A 20441-nucleotide genomic window follows, 5' to 3' on the forward strand; every position below is an offset into this window, starting at 1 on the left:
TCAGCCCGGCCGCCGTCCGTCATTTGACGGCGAGCATCACCTCGACGACCGCGTCGAGGACGGCATCCACCTGGGTCTCGCGGTAGCCGCCGCGCTGCATACGGAAGGCGACCGAGCGCACCTGTTCGACGGTGACGGACTCACCCGTCTCGAGGTAGCGGGCGAGCTTGTCGGTCACGAGGTCCACCTCGGAGACGCGGTAGCCGTATCGCAGCGCCGACACGCGGTCGAAACGCTGCTGGGGCGGGCGCGACAGCCGGTCCAGCACCTCCTGCGCGAGTTCGCGCGTGTGACCCACCCACGCCTGCACACCCGCTTCGGCCACCGCCGTCGAACGCTCGCGAGCCGCGAAGGCGTCCTCGATGCGGCCGAGCGCGGCATCCACCGACGCGATCGCGTAGCCGTGCCGCACGAGCGGGAAGGCGGCCTGGCGGATGTCGGCCGAGCTCAGGTCGTCCGTGCCCTGCTCGAAGGAGGTGCGGGCGCGGGCGAGGAACTCGTCGACCGGCTGCTTGTCGTAGCCCTTCTCGCGTCCGTGCGCCTCGGGGAAGGCGGTGCGGGCACTCGTATCGGACGTCGTCATGAAGCCACCAGCGGGGTGAAGAGGTAGTACAGGCCCAGAGCCGCGACGACCGACAGGAGGATCGAGTCGAGCCGGTCCAGGACGCCGCCGTGGCCGGGAAGCCACGAGCTCATGTCCTTGATGCCGAGGTCGCGCTTGATCATCGATTCCCCGAGATCGCCGATGGTCGCGGTGACGAGGATCAGGATGCCGAACACGACGCCCATCCACCAGGTGATCCCGAGGAGGAAGATGCCGGCGATGACGCCCGCGAGGATCGCCGCGGCTGCCGCGCCGGCGAAGCCCTCCCAGGTCTTCTTCGGGCTGATGCGCGGCGCCATGGGGTGCTTGCCCATCGTGATGCCCGCCACGTACGCCCCGGTGTCGGCGGCGACGGCAACGATGATGAACGACAGCACCCAGTACTCGCCGCGGTCCTGGCTCAGCAGCACGACGCACAGGCTGCCGAGGAACGCGACGTACAGCTGCAGGAGCGACGCGATCAGGACGTCGCCGAGGACGGCGTCGTAGGCGCGGCCGTCGTGCGCGGCCATCTGCGCCACGAGACGCCACACGACGACGAAGGCCAGTGCCACGAAGAGCAGCAACCACAGCGACCACGGATCCACGAAGTACGCCGAGACGACCACGACCGTCGTCGCGATCAGCTGCGGGACGACGTCGACGCGGCGGCCGCTGACGATGAGCGCGCGCGAGAACTCGAACACCGCCAGCAGCGCCGCGCCGAGCGCGAAGCCGATGAAGGCCCACTTGACGAACAGGAGCGATGCGATCAGCACGGCGCCGATCGCCAGGCCGATCAGGGTCGCCACGATGAGGTCACGGCCCGTGCGCTCCTTGATGCGCTCGTTCGCCACCTCGAAGTCCGCTCTCGCCCGCTCGACCTGGCTCTCCAGCTCGCTTCGCGCGGCGCGCAGGTGCGCCTGGAGGGCGGGCTCGTGCGGGTCGTGCGCGCGTTGCGCGTCGTGCGCCGGCTGCGCGTCGTGCGCACGCTGCGCGTCGTGCGCACGCTGCGCGTCGGCGGCGCGCCGGAGCTCCTCGGCCTCGCGCCGGGTCAGCGGCGCGGCCGGCTCACCGGCGAGCGGATCGGAGGGGTCGGTCATGCGCGGGGCTCAGACCTCGAGCAGCTCTGCCTCTTTGCGCTTGAGCGCCTCGTCGATCTCATCGACGTGCGAGCGCGTGAGTGCGTCGAGCTCCTTCTCGCCCCGGGCGAGCTCGTCGTCGCCGACCTCGCCCTTGAGCGAGTCGATGTCGTCCTTCGTCTTGCGGCGGATGCCGCGCACGTGCACCCGCGCGTCCTCGCCCTTGCTGCGCACGAGCTTGACGTACTCCTTGCGGCGCTCCTCGGTGAGCTCCGGCATCGTGACCCGCACGAGGTTGCCGTCGTTCGTCGGGTTCACGCCGAGGTTCGGGATGTCGCGGATGGCCTGCTCGATGGCCTTCAGCGCCGACTTGTCGTACGGGGTGACGATGAGCGTGCGCGCCTCGGGGTTGTTGATCGAGGCGAGCTGCGCGAGGGGCGTGGGGGTGCCGTAGTAGTCCACGAGCACCTTCTGGAACAGCTGCGGGTTCGCGCGGCCGGTGCGCACCGTCGCGAAGTCCTCCTTCGCAGCCTCGACGGCGCGGTCCATGCGCGCTCGGGCATCGGCCAAGACGTCCGCGATCACAGTGTCTCCTTCGCGTTGATGGGGCTCGTCAAGTGTATCGGCGGGCCGTCACGCCGTGACGAGCGTGCCGATGGACTCGCCGAGCAGCGCCCGCGTGACGTTGCCGGCCGGCTCCATCCCGAACACCCGCATATCCATCCGGTTGTCCATGCACAGACTGAACGCCGTCGAGTCCACGACCTTCAGACCCCGCTGCAGCGCGTCGAGGTAGGTGATGCGGTCGATGCGCGTCGCCGTGGCATCCTTCTTCGGATCAGCCGTGTACACCCCGTCGACGCCGTTCTTGGCGACGAGGACCTCCTGCGCGTCGATCTCGAGCGCACGCTGCGCGGCGACGGTGTCGGTGGAGAAGTACGGCAGGCCGGCGCCGGCGCCGAAGATCACGACGCGGCCCTTCTCCATGTGGCGCTCGGCCCGCCGCGGGATGTACGGCTCGGCGACCTGCGTCATGGAGATCGCCGACTGAACCCGTGTCGCGGCCCCCGCCTGCTCGAGGAAGTCCTGCAGCGCCAGCGCGTTCATGACCGTGCCGAGCATCCCCATGTAGTCCGCGCGGCCACGGTCCATCCCGCGCTGGCTGAGCTCGGCCCCGCGGAAGAAGTTGCCGCCGCCGACGACGACCGCGATCTCGACGCGGTCGACCGCGGCGGCGATCTCCCGCGCCATCTGGCTGACCACATCGGGGTTGACTCCGAGCTGCCCCCCGCCGAACGCCTCACCGGACAGTTTCAGAAGGACGCGCCGGCGCCCGGTGTTCTCGTTGATCACTGTGGTCCTCTCGTCTACGACAAACTACCGAAGGGCATGAGAAAAGGCCCGCATCGGATTGCCGATGCGGGCCTTCTCAGATGATCAGGCGCCGACCTTGTAGCGGGCGAAGCCCGTCAGGGTGAGCCCTGCGTCCTTGGCGACCTGCGCGACAGACAGCTTGTTGTCCTTCGCGTAGTCCTGGTCCAGCAGCGAGACCTGCTTGAAGAACGCGTTGACGCGTCCCTCGACGATCTTCGGGAGGGCGGCCTCGGGCTTGCCCTCGTTGCGCGAGATCTCGGTGACGATCTCGCGCTCCTTCTCGACCTCGGCCTCGGGCACCTCGTCGCGCGACAGGTACGTCGGGTTCGCGAACGAGATGTGCTGCGCGAGGCTGCGCGCCGTCTCGGCGTCGTCGCCCGAGTAGGCGAGGACGACGCCGACCTGCGGCGGCAGGTCCTTGCTGGTGCGGTGGAGGTAGATCTCGAACTTGTCGCCGGACAGCGTGTCCACGCGACGCAGCTCGACCTTCTCGCCGATGATGGCGGCCTCGTCCGAGATGAGCTCGGCGACCGTCTGGCTGCCCGCGGACGCGGCGAGGGCGGCCTCGGCCGAGTCGGCGTGCGCGGCGGCGGCGGCGTCGAGGACCTTCTCGGCCAGCGCGATGAAGCGGTCGTTCTTCGCGACGAAGTCGGTCTCGGTGTTGAGCTCGATGATCGTGACCTGACCGTCGACCTCCTTCGCGGCGACGAGGCCCTCGCTGGTGGAGCGGTCGGCGCGCTTGGCGTTGCCCTTCGCGCCCTTGAGGCGGAGGATCTCGACGGCCTTCTCGAGGTCGCCGTCGGCCTCCTCGAGCGCCTTCTTGGTGTCGACCATGCCCGTGCCGAGCTGCTCGCGCAGCGCCTTGATGTCGGCGATCGTGAAGTTTGCCATGGGTGGCGGCTCCTTGATGTGTGTGACTTCTCGTGGATGCCTCGGCGGGACCGTCCGGCCGTGCGGCCAGGGCGATCCCGCCGAGGCGGAGTGCGTGTGCGAGCCTTACTCGGCGGCGGTCGCCTCGGCGGTCTCGGGAGCCTCAGCGGCCTCGGGAGCCTCAGCGGCCTCGGCTGCCTCCGCACCGGCCTCGTCCGAGGCAGACTCGGTCGCGGCGGTCTCGACGGCGGCGGCCTCGGTCTCGACCGGAGCGCCCTGCTCGAGCAGTTCGCGCTCCCAGTCGGCCAGCGGCTCGGCGTCGGCGGCCTCGTCGCTGGGCTGGTGGCGCTGGATGAGGCCCTCCGCGGCGGCGTCGGCGATGATGCGGGTGAGCAGGCCCACCGAGCGGATCGCGTCGTCGTTGCCGGGGATCGGGTACTGGAACTCGTCGGGGTCGGCGTTGGTGTCGAGGATGCCGATCACCGGGATGCCGAGCTTGGACGCCTCGTCGATCGCGAGGTGCTCGCGCTTGGCGTCGACGACCCAGATGGCCGAGGGGGTCTTCTGCAGGTTGCGGATGCCGCCGAGCGACTTGTGGAGCTTGTCGAGCTCGCGCTTCTTGAGGAGGAGCTCCTTCTTGGTGAAGCCGCTCGCCGCCGGGTCCTCGAAGTCGAGCTCCTCGAGCTCCTTCATGCGCGCGAGGCGCTTGGACACGGTCGAGAAGTTCGTGAGCAGACCGCCCAGCCAGCGCTGGTTGACGTAGGGCTGGCCGACGCGGGTCGCCTGCTCGGCGATGACCTCCTGCGCCTGCTTCTTGGTGCCGACGAAGAGGATGGTGCCGCCGTGCGCGACCGTCTCCTTGACGAACTCGTACGCCTTGTCGATGTACGTCAGCGACTGCTGGAGGTCGATGATGTGGATGCCGCTGCGCTCCGTGAGGATGAAGCGCTTGACCTTCGGGTTCCACCGGCGGGTCTGGTGTCCGAAGTGGACGCCGCTGTCGAGCAGCTGGCGAATGGTGACGACGGCCATGGCCGTTCTCCTGTTCCGGCGCTGTTGCGCCTGCTTGCGGTTGTTCTCTCGCCGGTGTGGTGCCGGCGGGCCTGGCGCCCGGCTCTCTCCCGCCCCGCGCTCGCACTCAGGCGTTCACGGGGACCGATGGGATGGGATGCCGCGCTGCTGCCCCTCGGAGACCTCGGGGACCGGAGACCGGATCGCAGCGCTCTGGGCACGCGGAGTCACTCCGACAGGCGGAGTGCGGCCTCCAGTGTATCAGCAGGCGACCCCACCGCCCCTCCTCCCCCATGTCGCCCTCACCGCGGTTCTCCACGTCTCTCGTCCCTCCCGCGTGATCGGCTCCCGGAGCGGCGCAGAGTCGAGGGCATGAGAGCAGCCGGCACCCGCGCGGTCGGCGTCGCCGCGGCCCTCCTCCTCGTCGCGGGCGGGCCGACGCCCGCCGCAGGCGCCCGCCGCGCCGACCCGCTCCCCGCCGGGGACGGCGGTTCGGTGGCGGTGTCACGGGGATGGCAATGGCCGGTCGCGCCGTTCCGGCTGGGGAGGCTGTTCGTCGCCCCGCCCCACCGGTACGGGCCTGGCCATCGCGGGGTCGATCTGCGTCCGCTCGACGACGACCCCGTCATCGCTCCCGCCCCGGGGGTCGTCGCGTTCTCGGGTCAGGTGGCGGGGCGACCGGTGGTGACGATCGACCACGGCGACGGCCTCGTCTCCACGCTCGAGCCCGTCGCCTCCGAGCTCGTCGCGGGGACGCCCGTGGCGGCATCCGCTCCTGTCGGCGTGCTGGCCACCGGCGGACACGTCGAGCCGGGCGTCCTGCACTTCGGCGTGCGACTGGGCGGCGAGTACGTCAACCCGCTCGTGCTGCTCGGCGGTGTGCCGCGCGCCGTGCTGCTCCCGTGCTGCTGAGCTGCGGCGCTCAGCCGGCCGGGTGGTCGCCGCTCATGCGCGGGGGTGCGCGAGGCGGTACGAGGCCGCGAGGCGCTCGCTCGACACGTGCGTGTAGATCTGCGTCGTGCCGAGGCTCGCGTGGCCCAGCATCTCCTGCACCGCGCGGAGGTCGGCGCCCCCGTCGAGCAGATGCGTGGCCGCCGAGTGCCGCAGTGCGTGCGGACCTGCACCGGCTCCGATCTCGGGGCCCAACTCGCGCGACACGAGGTCGAAGACCGCGCGTGATCCGAGGCGCGCACCCCGCACACCGAGGAAGAGGGCGGATGCCGCCGCGTCCGTCGCGCCGCGGGCGAGGAGCGCCGGCCGACCGCGCACCAGGTACGCCTCTACCGCCCGCAGCGCCGGCAGGCCGAACGGCACGACCCGCTCCTTCGACCCCTTGCCCAGGACGCGCAGCGTCCGGCGCTCCCGATCGAGGTCGTCGACATCGAGCCCGCACAGCTCCGACACCCGCACCGCCGCCCCGTACAGCAGTTCCAGGACGGCGTGGTCGCGCAGGGCGACCGGGTCGCCGTCCGCGGCGGCCGTCTGCAGGCGCAGCAGCACGCCGTTCAGCGCGTCGACGGTCGCAACCTTCGGCAGCGTGCGCCCGCGCTTCGGGGCGACCAGCCGCAGGCTCGGGTCCGCGGCGATCGCGCCCTCCTCCGCCGCCCACGCGAAGAAGCCGCGCACGGCGGCCGTGCGCCGCGCGATGGTCGCGCGGCTGTCGCCGCGCTGGACGGCCCGCCACAGCCACTCCCGGAGCTGCTCGAGGTCGACCGCGGCGAGTTCCGCGTCGCCGCAGGCCTCGGCGAGGCCTGCAAGGTCGGATCGGTAGGCCCGCACGGTGGCCGGCGCGAGGCGGCGCACGGCGGCCAGGTGGTGCAGGTACGCGTCGGCCGCCTCCGAGATCTCCACTCCCCCAGCTTGCGCCCGGAACGCCTCGGCGTCGCAGTACGACGCACCTCTCGCGGCGCGCGGCGGCCCCGATCGCTGGACGGCGGCGGGTCTGGTGCCCTCGCGCGCACCCGGTCGTCATCGGCCGCCGGGCGGACGCCGCCATCCGCTCGCGCCCGCTTCGGCCTCCCCGGCCAGCGCCAGCATGCCCAGGCACGGCTCGACGGCGTCGGGCGCCATCCCTGCGCGCCGCGCGATCTCATCGACGCTGCGCCACACCCGGCTGCTCAGGGCGTCCTGCACGCGCGTGGTGTCGTCGGTGTAGCCGTCCGCGGACGCCGCGCCGTTCGCGTGCGCGCTGAGCCCCAGCATCTCGCAGACGTCGTCGGCACCGGTGATGCACTCGGCTCCGTACTCGCGGATGAGGCGCAGCGCGCCGGCCGACGCCGCCGAGGTGATCGGGCCGGGGACGGCGCCGAGCGGCCGTGACAGCGCGGCGGCGTGGCCCGCCGTGTTCAGGGATCCGCTGCGCCACCCGGCCTCGACGACGACGGTCGCCCCCGCGAGAGCGGCGATCAGGCGATTGCGCTGCAGGAATCGCCACTTCGTCGGCGCCGAGCCGCACGGCACCTCGCTCATCACGACGCCACCGCAACGGGCGATGTCGTCGATCAGCTGCGTGTGCCCGGCGGGGTACGCACGATCGGCGCCACCGGCGAGGAGGGCCACGGTCAGTCCGCCGGCCGTGAGAGCGGCGCGATGGGCCGCGCCGTCGATGCCGTAGGCGCCCCCGGAGACCACCGCGACACCGCGCGCTGCGAGCTCGGAGGCCAGCTCCATCGCGACATGGTCGCCGTACCCCGTGGCCGCCCGGGCCCCGACGATCGCCACCGAGGGGGTGAGCCGGCGCAGCGCCGTGGCGTCGCCGCGGACCCACAGGCACAGCGGAGCGTGGTCGCCGAGGTCGTCGATCGGATCGGGCCAGTCGGGATCGCCTCTCGTGACGAGCTGGACGCCGCGTGCCGCCGCGGTGCGCACCGCGTCACCGACCGCCTCGGACGAGAGACGGGGAAGCCAGCGTCTGCGGCCGTCGGCCAGCTCCCGCGGCGTGAGGGCCGGGACGGGGTCGCCGGCGAGGACCGCCTCGAGGCCGTCCGCGGCGCCGCACGCCGCGATGACCCTGCGCGCCACGGAGTCACCCGGCTCGGTGAGCAGGCACCAGACGACGGTGGCGTGGCGTTCGCGGGCGTCCTCGTCGTCGCATGTCTCGCGTCCCAGCGGCGCGAGTGCCCGGCGGGAGGCACGCGGGCTGAGGTCGATTCCGTTCACGGGGCCAATCCCTTCTTCAGATAGAGGGCGCGACCGACGTGCTCGCCGCCCAGCTGGGGGCGTCCGTCGATGTCGGCGAGCGACCATGCCACGCGGAGCACCCGGTCGTACCCCCGGAGGGTGAGTGCGCCGCGGTGCAGCGCCGCGTCCAGCGGTCGACGCACGGCCGGCGGCGGCGCCGAGGGTCCTTCGCGGAGCCAGGTTCCCGGAACGTCGGCGTTGACACGCCATGGCGTGCCCTCCAGCCGTCGTCGCGCCCGGGCCCGGGCGTCCTTCACGCGTTCCCGGGCCGCCGCGCTGGACATCGCCGGGCCGAGGTCACGCTGCGCGACGGACACACGGGTGAGGGTCAGCTCGATGTCCATGCGATCGCGCAGCGGACCGGACAGCTTGCCGAGGTACCGGCGGATGGCCGCCGGCGGGCACGTGCAGGTCCCGCCGCGGATGCCGTAGTCGCCGCACGGGCACGGGTTGGTCGCCAGCACGAGCTGGAAGCGCGCCGGGTAGCTCGCGGAGGCCCCCGCGCGGTGGATGGTGATCGCGCCCGACTCCAGCGGCTGACGCAGCGCGTCCAGTGCACTGGCGGCGAACTCGCCCGCCTCGTCGAGGAAGAGCACGCCCTCGCTCGCGCGGGCGATCGCACCGGGCCGGATCAACCGGGTGCCGCCGCCGACCAGCGCCGCGATGCTCGCGCTGTGGTGGGGCGCCTCGAACGGCGGCGTGCGCGACAACTCGACCACCCGGGCTCCGGCGAGACTGCGGATCGACGCGCTGGCGAGGGCAGCCTCGTCGTCGAGCTCGGGGAGGATCCCCGGCAGCCGCCGCGCGAGCATGGTCTTGCCGGCGCCGGGCGGGCCGCACATCAGCAGGTGGTGACCCCCGGCGGCGGCGACGATCAGGGCCTCGACCGCGTCGCGCTGGCCGATGACCTCCGCGAGCTCGGGAGCGGGTTCGGCGGGCGGGTCGTCGTCGGTGACGGCGACCGGCTCGTCGTCGGGGACCTCGACGTCGCCGCCGTGCCACGCCACGACCTGAGCCAGATTCACCGCGGCGAGCACCTCCATGCCGTCGACGAGGGCCGCCTCGGCGCCGTTCGCGTGAGGCACCACGACGCGGCGATGCCCGGCGCGGCGTGCCGCGACGACGGCGGGCAGCACGCCCACGACGGGACGCAGCCGACCGTCCAGCCCGAGCTCGCCGATGTGCACCGTGCCGGCGACCGACGCGGCGTCCATCGACGATTCGGTCGCCAGGCACGCGATCGCGATGGCCACGTCGAATCCGGATCCCTGCTTGGGAAGGCTGGCCGGTGAGAGGTTCACCGTGAGCCGGCGTCGCGGCAGCGGCGTGCGGCTGTTCGCGCAGGCGTTGTGCACGCGCTGCACCGCCTCGCCCAGCGCCTTGTCGGGAAGGCCGATGATGCGGAACTCCGGCGTCTGCTTCGACAGGTCGGCCTCCACCTCGACGCACTCGCCCTCGGCGCCCACGAGGGCGACCGCCCAGGTGCGCGCGACGCTCACGGCACCTCCACGTCGACGAGATGCTCGAGCCGGGCGTGCTCGGGGACGGCGCCGGTCAGTCCGATCGCATCGATGCGGAGACGGCGCCCCTGGACGGCATCCCGGTTCGCTGCCACGAAGGCGACGGCGAGCCGCCACAGCCGCGCCCGCTTGCGCGCGTCGATCGCCTCGAAGGGGTGCCCGAAGTCCTCCCCGCGTCTCGTCTTGACCTCGACGGCGACCACGGCGCGCGCGTCCGCGACGACGAGGTCGAGCTCACCCTCTCGCGAACGCCAGTTGCGGGCGAGGACCGTATAGCCCAGCTCCTCGAAGTAGCGGGCTGCGCGATCCTCGCCGGCGCGCCCGAGCACGTCCTTGTCTGCCATGACGGCATGCTCGCGCACGGTCCCGCGTGCGCGGGCGGCGGAGGGAGGCATCCGTTCAGAACGCCGGCTGCCGGCGGGAATCGCCGGGCTGGGGAGGAGCCGCCGCGGGGCTCAGCTGTCGAGCGAGAGCTCTTCCGGAAGGTGGAAGTCGCGGCGCGAGAGCTCTTCGACGTTGACGTCCTTGAAGGTGAGCACCCGCACGGCCTTGACGAACCGGTCTGCGCGGTAGATGTCCCACACCCAGACGTCGGACATCGAGATCTCGAAGTAGAAGTCGTGCTCGGTGTCTCGCCGGACGACGTTGACCTCGTTCGCGAGGTAGAAGCGCCGTTCCGTCTCGATCACATACTGGAACTGCGAGACCACGTCGCGATACTCGCGGTAGAGCGCCAGTTCGAGCTCGCGGTCATAGTCTTCGAAGACCTCGTCATCCATGGTGCCTCCATCCTATGGGCGCCGGGGCAGGCTCGATGTCCGGTCCGCGCGAGGCGAACACCCTCAGAAGAGGGTCGGCGCGTCCGCGATCGACCACGAGGCGCGATGATGCCTGCTGATGCCGTGCAGACGGATCGCCTCGCGGTGATCCGGACTGGCATAGCCCTTGTTTCGCGCCCAGTTGTACGCGGGCAGCTCGTCGTGGAGATCGGTCATCAGCCGGTCGCGTGCGACCTTGGCGATGACGGATGCCGCAGCCGCCGAGGCGCAGTCGCGGTCGGCCTTGACGACGGGCCGGACGGTCAGTCCCCACGCGCCGGCGGGGGTGATGTAGTCGTAGTTCCCGTCGAGGATCACGATGCTCTCCTCGGGCACCACGCCGTGCGCCCGGAGGTCGGCCAGAGCCCGGACCGACGCGAGTCCCAGCGCCCGGATGATGCCGATCTCGTCGACCTCCTCGGAGCTCGCCCAGCCCACCGCGCTGCAGGCGACCCATGCCGCCGCGCGGGCCGCGACGTCGGCGCGCTTGGGCTCGGGGACGAGCTTGGAGTCCCGCAGGCCCTGCGGGATCCGCTTGCGGGAGCGCGCGGGGTCGATCACGGCCGCGCCGACGGCCACCGGTCCGGCCAGCGCGCCCCGCCCGACCTCGTCGAACGCGATGACGAGAGCGTGCTCCCGCAGGAGGCGGCGCTCGAGCGTGAGCCGAGGCTCCGCGACGGTCACCGCCCGCTGCCCTCCGCGGCCGGGCTCGGCACGCTCGCGAAGACCTCGTGGTGGAAGTCCAGCGGGCCGAACCGGTCGAACGGCCACGTCACGAGGAACGCGCGGCCGACGAGGTTGTCGATCGGCACGAATCCCTTGCCCGGCTGCTCGGTGTTGTACCGCGAGTCCTTCGAGCGATAGCGGTTGTCGCCCAGCACCCAGAGGCTTCCCTCGGGGACGACGACATCGAAGGCGTCGCCGGACGCCGCGGCCTCCCCCGTCGGCAGCTTCAGATAGTCGGTCTCGTCGATCGCGACGTCGTTGATCGTGATCTGACCGGCGGCGTTGCAGCAGACCACGTGGTCGCCGGGGACGCCGATGATCCGCTTCACCAGGTGGTCGTCGCTGTCGGGCGCTGCGAGCCCCACCAGCGACAGCACCCACTCGATCCCCTCGACCACGGGCGGGCGCGCGGGCTCGGTGCTCGGCGGCAGCCAGCCGCCCGGGTCGCGGAAGACGACGATGTCGCCGCGCTCGTACTCGCCGAATCGCGGGGTGATCTCGTCGACGAGGATGCGGTCCTTGACGTGGAGGGTGTCCTCCATCGATCCGGAGGGGATGTAGAACGACCGCACCAGGAAGGTCTTCACGACGAGCGAGACGAGCACAGCGATCAGGACGATCACGATCACGTCGCGCAGGAAGGTCAGCCAGCCGCGACGCCGCGGCTGCAGGGCTGCCGCGTTCTCGGGCCCGGGCGCCGGTTCGGCAGGAGCCGACTTCTCGGTCGTCATGGAGTTCCTTCGCAGGCGCCGTCGGTCGCGGCGGCCCGTGTTCAAGGGTCGCACATTCCGCGCCGCCGCGGAGAACGACGAAGCCCCGGACGCGTGGCGTCCGGGGCTTCGTGACCGCGATGCGAGAGCGGGTGTCAGTTCTCGCGCTTCTCCTTGATCTTGGCCTTCTTGCCACGGAGGTTGCGGAGGTAGTAGAGCTTGGCGCGGCGGACGTCACCGCGGGTCACGACCTCGATGTGGTCGATGACCGGGGAGTGCACCGGGAAGGTGCGCTCGACGCCGACCTGGAAGCTGATCTTGCGGACCGTGAAGGTCTCGCGAACGCCGTCGCCCGAGCGGCCGATGACGACCCCCTGGAAGACCTGGATGCGCGAGCGGTTGCCCTCGGTGATGTTGACGTGCACCTTCACGGTGTCGCCGGCGTTGAAGGCGGGGATGTCGGAGCGGAGCGAGGCCGCATCGACGGCGTCGAGGATCTGCATGATCGTCTCTCTCTGCGGCCGCCACAGGTCGACCGCGGGAAGGATAGTAAGGACTGGGTGTGCCGCAGGCCTCCGGCGTGACGCCGTACAGCTGGTTCCCCTGAGGCAGAACCGGTCAGGGCACAAACATCCATTCTGCCACGGATGCCGCGACCGGCCAAAACGCGTCAGCCGGCGGGCGGCGCCTGCTTCTCGGTGATCACGAAGACCTCCCGGTCCTGCTGCTCCGGAGCCGCGCCCTCGGCGGGGAGGTAGGCCATCCCCTCCGACGTGCGCAGCACGAAGCGGGTGGGTCGGGCCTCGCTCCACAGCTGCCACAGCTCCAGCCAGAACAGGCCGACGCCGGCGAGGATCGCCACGACCATGATCGGCGCCCACCAGTCCTCGGCGAAGAACCCCAGCGAGATCACCAGAGCGTGCCACACCGTGAACCCGAGGACGTCCCACCACGATACCGCGCGGTGCGCACGGACGGTTCCTCGGGCACGCACCAGAAGGGTGAGCAGCAGCTGCCACAGGAAGACGCCGGGGATCGCCAGGAACAGCACCCAGAGGAACGCCCAGCCGCCGGCGTTGAACACGGCCCAGCCGACGAGCAGCCACAGCGGCAGGAGGAAGGCGGCAGGAAGGAGCCAGCCGAAGAACGCACGACGCAGCCACATGCCCCCGATGGTACGCCCGCCCCACCGCGCCGTGGTGCCCTTCCGCGCGCCGCGCGGCATCCTCACAGCCTCGGGGTCACCGGTCGGCCAGAATGGATCCGGACGAGAGGAACCTCCACATGATCGAGCTGCGCACGCCTGCCGAGATCGAGGCGATGAAGCCCGCAGGGCGATTCGTCGCCGAGACCCTGGCGACCCTGCGCGACGAGACGAAGGTGGGGACGAACCTCCTCGCGATCGACCGGCGCGCCCACGATCTGATCCGTCGCGCCGGAGCGGAGTCCTGCTACATCGACTACCACCCCTCGTTCGGCGCCCGGCCGTTCGGCAAGGTCATCTGCACGTCCGTGAACGACGCCGTGCTGCACGGGCTCCCCTTCGACTACGCCCTGCGCGACGGGGACCTGGTGTCGCTGGACTTCGCGGTGTCGGTCGACGGCTGGGTGGCCGACTCGGCCGTCTCCTTCGTCGTCGGAACGCCGCGCGACGAGGACCTCGTGCTCATCGACACGACCGAGCGCGCGCTGGACGCGGCGATCGCCTCGGCGACGGTCGGCAACCGCATCGGCGACATCTCCGCGGCGATCGCCGAGGTCGCCCACGGCCGGGGCTACTCGATCAACACCGACTTCGGCGGCCACGGCGTCGGCCGCGTCATGCACGGCGACCCGCACGTCGCCAACGACGGCAAGGCCGGCCGCGGCTACCCGCTGCGCCCTGGTCTCGTCGTCGCGCTCGAGCCGTGGTTCCTGCAGACGACCGACGAGCTCGTGACCGACCCCGACGGATGGACGCTGCGCTCGGTCGACGGTTCGCGCGGCGCGCACTCCGAGCACACGGTGGCGATCACCGAGGACGGGCCGATCGTCCTCACCGACCGCTCCTGGCTCGGCGTCGCCTGAGTCAGGACGTCGCGCGAGCCGTCACGACGGCCGCGCGCGGTGGCAGGGTGAGACGAGACCGCTCCAGACGCGCACGTTCGTCCGTCGCCAGCAGGAGGTCGGCGGCCTCCGTCGCGGCGAGCTCCACCTCGGTCGCCGAGAAGTTCACGATGATCTCCACCGCGCCCCGGGAGAGGCGGTACCACCGCTGATCCTCGTCGGCCGACGCCTCGAGGTGACGGAAGTCCGGATCCGTGAGCTCGGGCCGCTCCCGGCGCAGTGCCAGCAGCGCGCGGTACAGCGCGAGGATCCTGCCGTGCGCTCCGGCATCCTTCTCGTCCCAGCGCAGCTTCGATCGCGAGAACGTCTCGGGATCCTGCGGGTCGGGCACCACGGACTCGTCCCACCCCATCCGCGCGAACTCCGCCTTGCGCCCGCGCGCGGTCGCCTCCCCCAGCTCGGGCTCGGGGTGCGAGGTGAAGAACTGCCACGGCGTGGAGGCCGCCCACTCCTCCCCCATGAACAGCATGGGGGTGAACGGGGCGAGCACGGTGAGGACGGCCGCGATCGCGAGTCCCCCCTCGTCGAGCGACTGCGACAGTCGGTCACCGGCCGCGCGATTGCCGATCTGGTCGTGATCCTGCGAGAAGGCGACCAGGCGCCAGGTCGGAATGCGCGGATCGATGGGGTGTCCGTGGGCACGTCCGCGGAACGACGACCACGTCCCGTCGTGGAAGAACCCGCGAGTGGACGCCTTGACCAGCGCGCTGAGCGGAGCGAAGTCGGCGTAGTAGCCCGCCGTCTCGCCCGTCAGGGCGACATGCACCGCGTGGTGGTAGTCGTCGCTCCACTGCGCGGTGAGCCCGTAGCCGCCCGCCTCCCTCGCGGCGATCAGACGGGCGTCGTTCATGTCCGACTCGGCGATGAGGGTCAGCGGCCTGCCGAGGTGCGCGCTGAGCGCGTCGACGGCCTCGGCGAGCTCCTGCAGGATGTGGACCTCGCGGCGGTCCTTCAGCGCGTGGACCGCGTCCAGGCGGAGGCCGTCGACGTGGTGGTCGCGCAGCCACATCAGGGCGTTCTCGACGATGTAGCGGCGGACCTCGTCCTCATCGAGGTCCACCGACGATCCCCACGTGTTCGACTCCGCGTCGCGCAGGTACGGCCCGAACTCCGGCAGGTAGTTGCCGCTCGGCCCGAGATGGTTGTGCACGACGTCCTGGATCACGCCGAGGCCCGCGGCATGACAGGCGTCGACGAAGCGCTGGTACGCGGCCGGACCGCCGTAGGCCTCGTGGACCGCGTACCAGAGGACGCCGTCGTAGCCCCAGTTGTGCACGCCGTTGAAGGCGTTGACCGGCAGCAGCTCGACGAAGTCGACCCCGAGCTCCACGAGGTGATCGAGGCGCTCGGCCGCGGCATCCAGGGTCCCCTCCGGGGTGAACGTGCCGATGTGCATCTCGTAGACGACGCCCCCGGCGAGCTGGCGCCCCGTCCACGTGCTGTCGCCCCAGAGGTGCGCTGCGGGATCGAACACGGCGCTGAGGTCGTGGACGCCGCGCGGCTGCCGGCGCGACCGGGGATCGGGTCGGGCATGGTCCGCGCCGTCGAGCACGAAACCGTACTCCTCGCCGTCCCGGAGCGCCACCTGAGCCCGCCACCAGCCCCCGCCGCGCGCCGTCATCGGAGAGTCCGCGCCGCGTGCGGGAGCGCGCAGCGACACGGCAGCTGCCCGGGGAGCCCACACTTCGGGGATCACGCCGGCTCCTCCGGGACGAGGAGGGCGACCGGGTACAGCTCGAGGAGCTCGGCGAGCGCGACGTGGCCGCGGTAGACCCGCCCGGTGAACACGTCGGTCGTGGTGCCGGCGTGTCTCAGCAGCATCGTGTCCTCCCAGGGCGAGCCCGATCGCGTGCCGCGTGCCGCCAGGGCCACCGGAAGGCGGGTCGCGACGGCCAGCGCGCCGCCGCGGTCGACGGCGATCGCGTGATGCGCGGCGGCGCCGACGACCGCCGCCGGCGTGTAGCGCGTGAACAGCTCGGGACGGTCCCGCCGCAGGCGGAGGGTGCGCGCCGTGACGAGGAGCTTCGCCGCGCCCGTGCGGTCGATCAGCGGCTGCTCGCCCCGATCGATCGCCGCGAGGAGTCCGCGGCGGACGTCGAAGTCGACGGCACGGCGGTTGTCGGGGTCGACGAGACTGTGCTCCCACAGCTCGCTGCCCTGGTACACATCCGGCACGCCCGGTCCTGCCAGCTGCAGGAGCTTGGCCGACAGCGCGTTCGACCACCCCGCGCCTTCGATCTCGGACACGAACGACTCGACGCGGGCGGCCACCGCGGGGTCGTCGAAGGCCGCGTCGACCATCGCGTGCATGCGGCGCTCGAACGCGGCATCCGGATCCAGCCAGTTCGTCGCCTCACCGGCCTCCCGCGCCGCCTTCTCGGCGTACGCGTGGAGACGGTCGCGTGACGCCGGCCATGCGCCGATGACGGCCTGCCACAGCAGCGCGTCGAAGGGGCCGTGACCGCTGGAGGCGGCATCCGTCAGCTCTTCGAGCACCTCCGCCCACCGCTCGGGGATCTCCGCCAGCACCGACAGGCGTGCGCGGACGTCCTCGCCGCGCTTCGTGTCGTGCGTCGACAGCGTCGTCATGGCGTGCGGCCACGCCGCGAGCCGGGCCGCCTGCGCCGCATGGAACCTGTCGACCGGCAGCGCGAACTGCGAGGGGTCGGCGCCCACCTCGGTGAGGGTGCCGAGGCGGGTCGCACGGTAGAACGCGGTGTCCTCCACGCCCTTGGCCATCACCATCCCGCTCGTCTGCTGGAAGCGCAGGGCGGCGGGATGCCGGGGGTCGCGGAGCGCCGCGACGACGGCGTCGATCGCCGCGGCAAGGTCCGGGCGGTGCGCGCGCGCGTCGTCCGCGGCGGCGTCGAGATGCTCCCGCCCCGCAGGCAGATAGGAGCGGTACACCGGGAACCGGGCGAGAAGCTCGACCACGGCGTCCTCCACCGCTGCGTCGTCGGGCGCGCCGAGCTCACGCGCGAGACGGCGCACCTCCGATCGCAGGATCCCCTCGCCGATGGCGCGCTTGGTCCCCGCGATCACGTCGGCCCACGGCTGAGGAGCGGGAAGCCCGGAGCGCTCGCGGAGGCGGGCGTCGAGGGCGTCGAGGGCGTCCTCGCCCCGGGGGTCGACCAGCACGCGGTCGATCTCGGCCAGCGCGTCGTATCCGGTCGTGCCCTCTGCGGCGAAGAACGGGGGCAGCGCCTCGCCGTGCTCCAGGATCTTCTCCACGAGGACGTACGCCCCGCCGGTGAGCTCTGCGAGCCGTTCGAGATACTCCACCGGGGCGCGCAGCCCGTCCGGGTGGTCGACGCGCAGACCGTCGACGAGGCCGTCGTCGAACCAGCTGCGGACCTGGGCGTGCGCTTCGTCGAAGACGTCCGGGTCCTCCACCCGCACGGCGGCGAGACTGGAGACCCCGAAAAACCGGCGGTAGTTGAGGTCGGACGCCTCGCGCCGCCAGTGCATCAGCTCGTAGTGCTGCCGGGCGTGCACGGCGAGGACGTCCCCATCGCCGGGTGCAGACCCTCCCGCCAGGGGGAAGCGGTGGTCGTGGTAGCGGAGCTCGCCGTCCTCGACGCGCAGAGCGCCCGACGCTGCGGCCTCCTCGACCGTCTCGCCCAGCACCGGCAGGTGCACCTTGCCGCCGCCGAAGTCCCAGTCGATGTCGAACGCGCGCGCGTACCGCGACCCGCGCCCTTTCGCCAGCACGTCCCACCACCACGGGTTCTCGGCGGGGCGGGCGACGCCCACATGATTGGGCACGATGTCGACCAGGACGCCGTGACCCGCCTCGTGGAAGGCGCGGGCGGCGCGCTCCAGCGCATCGCGGCCGCCGCGCGCGGGGTCGACGGTGCTCGGATCGACGACGTCGTACCCGTGATCGGATCCCTCGGACGCCGCGAGGATCGGCGAGAAGTACACCCAGTCGGCACCGAGCGCGCCGAGGTAGTCGCGCAGCCGGGCGGCGTCGTCCAGCGTGAACGACGGCCGGATCTGCAGCCGGTACGTCGAGCGCGGCCGCGCCCCCCGCGGTGGCGTTCGGGTCACCGGGACAGCTCCGCCCGCGGCGCCGCACCGGGCACCTCGTCCGGCCCGGCCACCCCTGTGACCGCGAGGGATGCGGCGACGGAGTGGTCCACCTCCGGCTCCTCCATCTGGTGCTCGCGCAGCACCATGAGCGAGCGACCGCGCACCGTCAGCGTGGTGCCGGGTTCGACGGGGTCGGTGTCGGCGTGCTGACCTGCGGTGTCGACGATGACGTCCCACTCGGGACTGAACTCCACCGCGGGGATGAGGAAGTCCACGTCGTCGTCTCCGGCGTTGAACAGGATGATGAAGTGGCGGTCGGTGATCGGCTCGCCACGGCGGTCGCGCTCGCGGATGCCGCCGCCGTTGAGGAAGACCGCGACGGCACGGCCGAAGCCCGAGTCCCAGTCCTCCGGCTGCATCTGCGAGCCGTCCGGACGCGCCCACACGATGTCGGGAACGGGGGCGCCCTCCTCCCGTCGCACCGGCCGGCCGTCGAAGAAACGGCGACGGCGGAAGGTCGGGTGCTCACGGCGCAACCGCGCCAGCGCCGCGGTGAACTCCAGCAGCGGCTGGTCCACGGCCGACCAGTCCACCCACGTGATCTCGTTGTCCTGCGCGTAGCCGTTGTTGTTGCCGCGCTGCGTGCGCCCCAGCTCGTCGCCGTGCAGCAGCATGGGCACGCCCTGCGACAGCAGCAGTGTCGCGATGAAGTTGCGCTGCTGACGTGCCCGCAGCGACAGCACCTCGACGTCCTCGGTCGGGCCCTCCGCGCCGCAGTTCCACGAGCGGTTGTCGTCCGCCCCGTCTCGGTTGTCCTCGCCGTTGGCTTCGTTGTGCTTGTCGTTGTACGAGACGAGATCGCGCATGGTGAAGCCGTCGTGCGCGGTGACGAAGTTGATGGATGCCACCGGCCGGCGCCCGGAGTGCTCGTAGAGGTCGGCCGACCCGGTGAGCCGGGAGGCGAACTCGCCGAGGGTCGCGGGCTCACCGCGCCAGAAGTCGCGGACGGTGTCGCGGTACTGGCCGTTCCACTCCGTCCACTGGGGCGGGAAGTTGCCGACCTGGTAGCCGCCGGGACCGACGTCCCACGGCTCGGCGATGAGCTTCACCTGCGAGACCACGGGATCCTGCTGGACCAGCTCGAAGAACGTCGCGAGCCGATCGACCTCGTAGAACTCGCGCGCGAGGGTCGACGCCAGGTCGAAGCGGAACCCGTCGACGTGCATCTCCAGCACCCAGTACCGCAGCGAGTCCATGATCAGCTGCAGCGTGTGCGGATTGCCGACGTTGAGGCTGTTGCCCGTGCCGGTGTAATCGGTGTAGTAGCGCTTGTCGTCCGCTTCGAGTCGGTAGTAGGCCTCGTTGTCGATCCCCCGCATCGACAGGGTGGGGCCAAGGTGGTTGCCCTCGGCCGTGTGGTTGTAGACCACGTCGAGGATGACCTCGATCCCCGCCGCGTGCAGCGACTTCACCATCGCCTTGAACTCCTGCACCTGCTGCCCGCGCTGGCCGTTCGAGGCGTAGGTGTTCTGCGGGGCGAGGAACGCGATGGTGTTGTAGCCCCAGTAGTTCGACAGGCCCTTCTCCTCGAGCACCGAGTCGTTGACGAACTGGTGGACGGGCATCAGCTCGATCGCGGTGACTCCGAGCTTCTGCAGGTGCTCGATGATCGCAGGGTGGGCGATCGCGCTGTACGTCCCGCGGATCTCCTCCGGGATCGCGGGGTGCAGCTGCGTCAGGCCGCGCACGTGAGCCTCGTAGATGAACGTCTCCGAGTAGGGGGTCTTGGGAAGGCGATCGCCGGCCCAGTCGAAGTACGGGTTCACGACGACGCCCATCATCTGGTGCGCGGCGGAGTCCTCGTCGTTGCGGGAGTCCGGCTCGCCGAAGTCGTAGCCGAAGACTTGCTGGCCCCAGTCGACCTGCCCCTCGACGGCCTTGGCGTACGGATCGAGCACGAGCTTGTGGGCGTTGAACCGCTTGCCCGACTTGGGATCGAACTCCCCGTGCACACGGTAGCCGTAGCGCTGGCCCGGCTGCACGGAGGGCAGATAGCCGTGATGCACGTACGCGTCCACGTCCACGAGGTCGACCCGTGTCTCGTTGCCGTCGTCGTCGAACAGGCACAGCTCGACGCGTTCGGCACCTTCGCTGTAGAGCGCGAAGTTCGTCCCGCTCCCATCGAAGGTCGCACCGAGCGGGTACGGGGAACCTGGCCAGATCTGCATACGACCTCCATCTTGCGGGGCCTTCACGATATCGGTCGGCGATGACCGGGCGCCGGGACTGGCGCACCGTGCGCGAACAGGGTAGGCCCCCCGCCACGACCGCGACCTCACAAGGGCGTCGCATGCCGTGTGAGAGAAACGTTCGCTCGAGGTAACCCCCGCCCGCAGGGCGGTGAAACACCGCGCTCGTAGCTTCGTGTT

General features: G+C 71.4%; 20 protein-coding genes. 2 read left to right on the forward strand and 18 right to left on the reverse strand.

What is annotated here, in order from left to right:
• Positions 1-19: 19 nt before the first annotated feature.
• The 6 genes from ACWGUG_RS09120 to rpsB form a co-directional block, all read right to left on the reverse strand.
• The gene (locus ACWGUG_RS09120; RefSeq protein WP_336396952.1) at positions 20-583 is read right to left on the reverse strand and encodes a DivIVA domain-containing protein; all 564 of its coding nucleotides are present in this window, start codon (positions 581-583) and stop codon (positions 20-22) included.
• Complete coding sequence (locus ACWGUG_RS09125; RefSeq protein ID WP_452324474.1) at positions 580-1686, reverse strand: phosphatidate cytidylyltransferase; 1107 nt, start codon at positions 1684-1686, stop codon at positions 580-582. Before ACWGUG_RS09125 ends, ACWGUG_RS09120 begins: the two co-directional genes overlap by 4 nt.
• A gap of 9 nt (positions 1687-1695) precedes the next feature.
• Entirely contained in the window at positions 1696-2250 is a 555-nt protein-coding gene (gene frr, locus ACWGUG_RS09130) for a ribosome recycling factor (protein WP_336396950.1), read from the reverse strand.
• 48 nt (positions 2251-2298) lie between these two features.
• On the reverse strand, positions 2299-3018 hold the full coding sequence (pyrH, locus tag ACWGUG_RS09135) for a UMP kinase (RefSeq protein ID WP_336396949.1): 720 nt from the start codon (positions 3016-3018) through the stop codon (positions 2299-2301).
• 84 nt (positions 3019-3102) lie between these two features.
• Positions 3103-3930 (reverse strand): translation elongation factor Ts, encoded by an 828-nt coding sequence (tsf, locus tag ACWGUG_RS09140; RefSeq protein ID WP_336396948.1) that lies wholly within the window; start codon positions 3928-3930, stop codon positions 3103-3105.
• Between the two features lie 105 nt (positions 3931-4035).
• A complete protein-coding gene (gene rpsB / locus ACWGUG_RS09145) occupies positions 4036-4941 on the reverse strand; it encodes a 30S ribosomal protein S2 (RefSeq protein WP_452324475.1) in 906 nt (301 codons plus the stop codon).
• 351 nt (positions 4942-5292) lie between these two features.
• Between rpsB and ACWGUG_RS09150 the strand changes: the two genes are divergently transcribed.
• Complete coding sequence (locus ACWGUG_RS09150; RefSeq protein ID WP_452324476.1) at positions 5293-5832, forward strand: murein hydrolase activator EnvC family protein; 540 nt, start codon at positions 5293-5295, stop codon at positions 5830-5832.
• A 33-nt stretch (positions 5833-5865) separates the two neighbouring features.
• On the opposite strand, the gene ACWGUG_RS09155 is transcribed toward ACWGUG_RS09150, so the two are convergent.
• From ACWGUG_RS09155 to ACWGUG_RS09195, 9 genes are all read right to left on the reverse strand, one after another.
• Positions 5866-6771 carry a tyrosine recombinase XerC gene (locus ACWGUG_RS09155; protein WP_452324477.1) on the reverse strand — a complete coding sequence of 302 codons (906 nt, stop codon included), beginning with the start codon at positions 6769-6771 and terminating at the stop codon, positions 5866-5868.
• A 117-nt stretch (positions 6772-6888) separates the two neighbouring features.
• On the reverse strand, positions 6889-8079 hold the full coding sequence (dprA, locus tag ACWGUG_RS09160) for a DNA-processing protein DprA (RefSeq protein WP_452324478.1): 1191 nt from the start codon (positions 8077-8079) through the stop codon (positions 6889-6891).
• Positions 8076-9599 carry a YifB family Mg chelatase-like AAA ATPase gene (locus ACWGUG_RS09165; RefSeq protein WP_452324479.1) on the reverse strand — a complete coding sequence of 508 codons (1524 nt, stop codon included), beginning with the start codon at positions 9597-9599 and terminating at the stop codon, positions 8076-8078. The genes dprA and ACWGUG_RS09165 overlap by 4 nt, the downstream gene beginning before the upstream one ends.
• Positions 9596-9964 carry a YraN family protein gene (locus tag ACWGUG_RS09170; RefSeq protein ID WP_336396942.1) on the reverse strand — a complete coding sequence of 123 codons (369 nt, stop codon included), beginning with the start codon at positions 9962-9964 and terminating at the stop codon, positions 9596-9598. Before ACWGUG_RS09170 ends, ACWGUG_RS09165 begins: the two co-directional genes overlap by 4 nt.
• A 111-nt stretch (positions 9965-10075) precedes the next feature.
• Positions 10076-10399, reverse strand: coding sequence for a DUF2469 family protein (locus ACWGUG_RS09175; protein WP_159843786.1), 324 nt, complete (start codon positions 10397-10399; stop codon positions 10076-10078).
• 63 nt (positions 10400-10462) lie between these two features.
• Positions 10463-11122 carry a ribonuclease HII gene (locus ACWGUG_RS09180; RefSeq protein ID WP_336396941.1) on the reverse strand — a complete coding sequence of 220 codons (660 nt, stop codon included), beginning with the start codon at positions 11120-11122 and terminating at the stop codon, positions 10463-10465.
• Positions 11119-11895: a signal peptidase I gene (gene lepB, locus ACWGUG_RS09185; protein WP_336396940.1), complete on the reverse strand. Its 777-nt coding sequence runs from the start codon at positions 11893-11895 to the stop codon at positions 11119-11121. Before lepB ends, ACWGUG_RS09180 begins: the two co-directional genes overlap by 4 nt.
• Positions 11896-12029: 134 nt before the next feature.
• Complete coding sequence (rplS, locus tag ACWGUG_RS09190; RefSeq protein WP_172989725.1) at positions 12030-12377, reverse strand: 50S ribosomal protein L19; 348 nt, start codon at positions 12375-12377, stop codon at positions 12030-12032.
• A gap of 167 nt (positions 12378-12544) precedes the next feature.
• Complete coding sequence (locus tag ACWGUG_RS09195) at positions 12545-13039, reverse strand: MFS transporter permease (protein WP_336396939.1); 495 nt, start codon at positions 13037-13039, stop codon at positions 12545-12547.
• A 119-nt stretch (positions 13040-13158) separates the two neighbouring features.
• Here ACWGUG_RS09195 and map point away from each other — a divergent pair, with 119 nt between their 5' ends.
• The gene (gene map, locus ACWGUG_RS09200; protein ID WP_452324480.1) at positions 13159-13941 is read left to right on the forward strand and encodes a type I methionyl aminopeptidase; all 783 of its coding nucleotides are present in this window, start codon (positions 13159-13161) and stop codon (positions 13939-13941) included.
• Position 13942: 1 nt separating this feature from the next.
• Here map and treZ read toward each other — a convergent pair whose 3' ends face one another.
• Genes treZ through glgX form a run of 3 tightly spaced genes read right to left on the reverse strand, consistent with a single transcriptional unit; the run spans position 13943 to position 20240 of the window.
• Positions 13943-15676 (reverse strand): malto-oligosyltrehalose trehalohydrolase, encoded by a 1734-nt coding sequence (treZ, locus tag ACWGUG_RS09205; RefSeq protein WP_452324481.1) that lies wholly within the window; start codon positions 15674-15676, stop codon positions 13943-13945.
• A complete protein-coding gene (gene treY / locus ACWGUG_RS09210; protein WP_452324482.1) occupies positions 15673-18030 on the reverse strand; it encodes a malto-oligosyltrehalose synthase in 2358 nt (785 codons plus the stop codon). The genes treZ and treY overlap by 4 nt, the downstream gene beginning before the upstream one ends.
• Complete coding sequence (gene glgX / locus ACWGUG_RS09215) at positions 18027-20240, reverse strand: glycogen debranching protein GlgX (RefSeq protein ID WP_452324483.1); 2214 nt, start codon at positions 20238-20240, stop codon at positions 18027-18029. Before glgX ends, treY begins: the two co-directional genes overlap by 4 nt.
• Between the last annotated feature and the right edge of the window lie 201 nt (positions 20241-20441).

It is taken from the genome of Microbacterium sp. NPDC055455 (assembly GCF_053619935.1).

Bases quoted from the DNA above. Each gene is read 5' to 3' on its own strand.
- ACWGUG_RS09120 (WP_336396952.1), bottom strand. From the start codon at position 583: ATGACGACGTCCGATACGAGTGCCCGCACCGCCTTCCCCGAGGCGCAC.
- ACWGUG_RS09125 (WP_452324474.1), bottom strand. From the start codon at position 1,686: ATGACCGACCCCTCCGATCCGCTCGCCGGTGAGCCGGCCGCGCCGCTG.
- tsf (WP_336396948.1), bottom strand. From the start codon at position 3,930: ATGGCAAACTTCACGATCGCCGACATCAAGGCGCTGCGCGAGCAGCTC.
- rpsB (WP_452324475.1), bottom strand. From the start codon at position 4,941: ATGGCCGTCGTCACCATTCGCCAGCTGCTCGACAGCGGCGTCCACTTC.
- ACWGUG_RS09150 (WP_452324476.1), top strand. From the start codon at position 5,293: ATGAGAGCAGCCGGCACCCGCGCGGTCGGCGTCGCCGCGGCCCTCCTC.
- ACWGUG_RS09170 (WP_336396942.1), bottom strand. From the start codon at position 9,964: ATGGCAGACAAGGACGTGCTCGGGCGCGCCGGCGAGGATCGCGCAGCC.
- ACWGUG_RS09175 (WP_159843786.1), bottom strand. From the start codon at position 10,399: ATGGATGACGAGGTCTTCGAAGACTATGACCGCGAGCTCGAACTGGCG.
- lepB (WP_336396940.1), bottom strand. From the start codon at position 11,895: ATGACGACCGAGAAGTCGGCTCCTGCCGAACCGGCGCCCGGGCCCGAG.
- rplS (WP_172989725.1), bottom strand. From the start codon at position 12,377: ATGCAGATCCTCGACGCCGTCGATGCGGCCTCGCTCCGCTCCGACATC.
- ACWGUG_RS09195 (WP_336396939.1), bottom strand. From the start codon at position 13,039: ATGTGGCTGCGTCGTGCGTTCTTCGGCTGGCTCCTTCCTGCCGCCTTC.
- map (WP_452324480.1), top strand. From the start codon at position 13,159: ATGATCGAGCTGCGCACGCCTGCCGAGATCGAGGCGATGAAGCCCGCA.
- glgX (WP_452324483.1), bottom strand. From the start codon at position 20,240: ATGCAGATCTGGCCAGGTTCCCCGTACCCGCTCGGTGCGACCTTCGAT.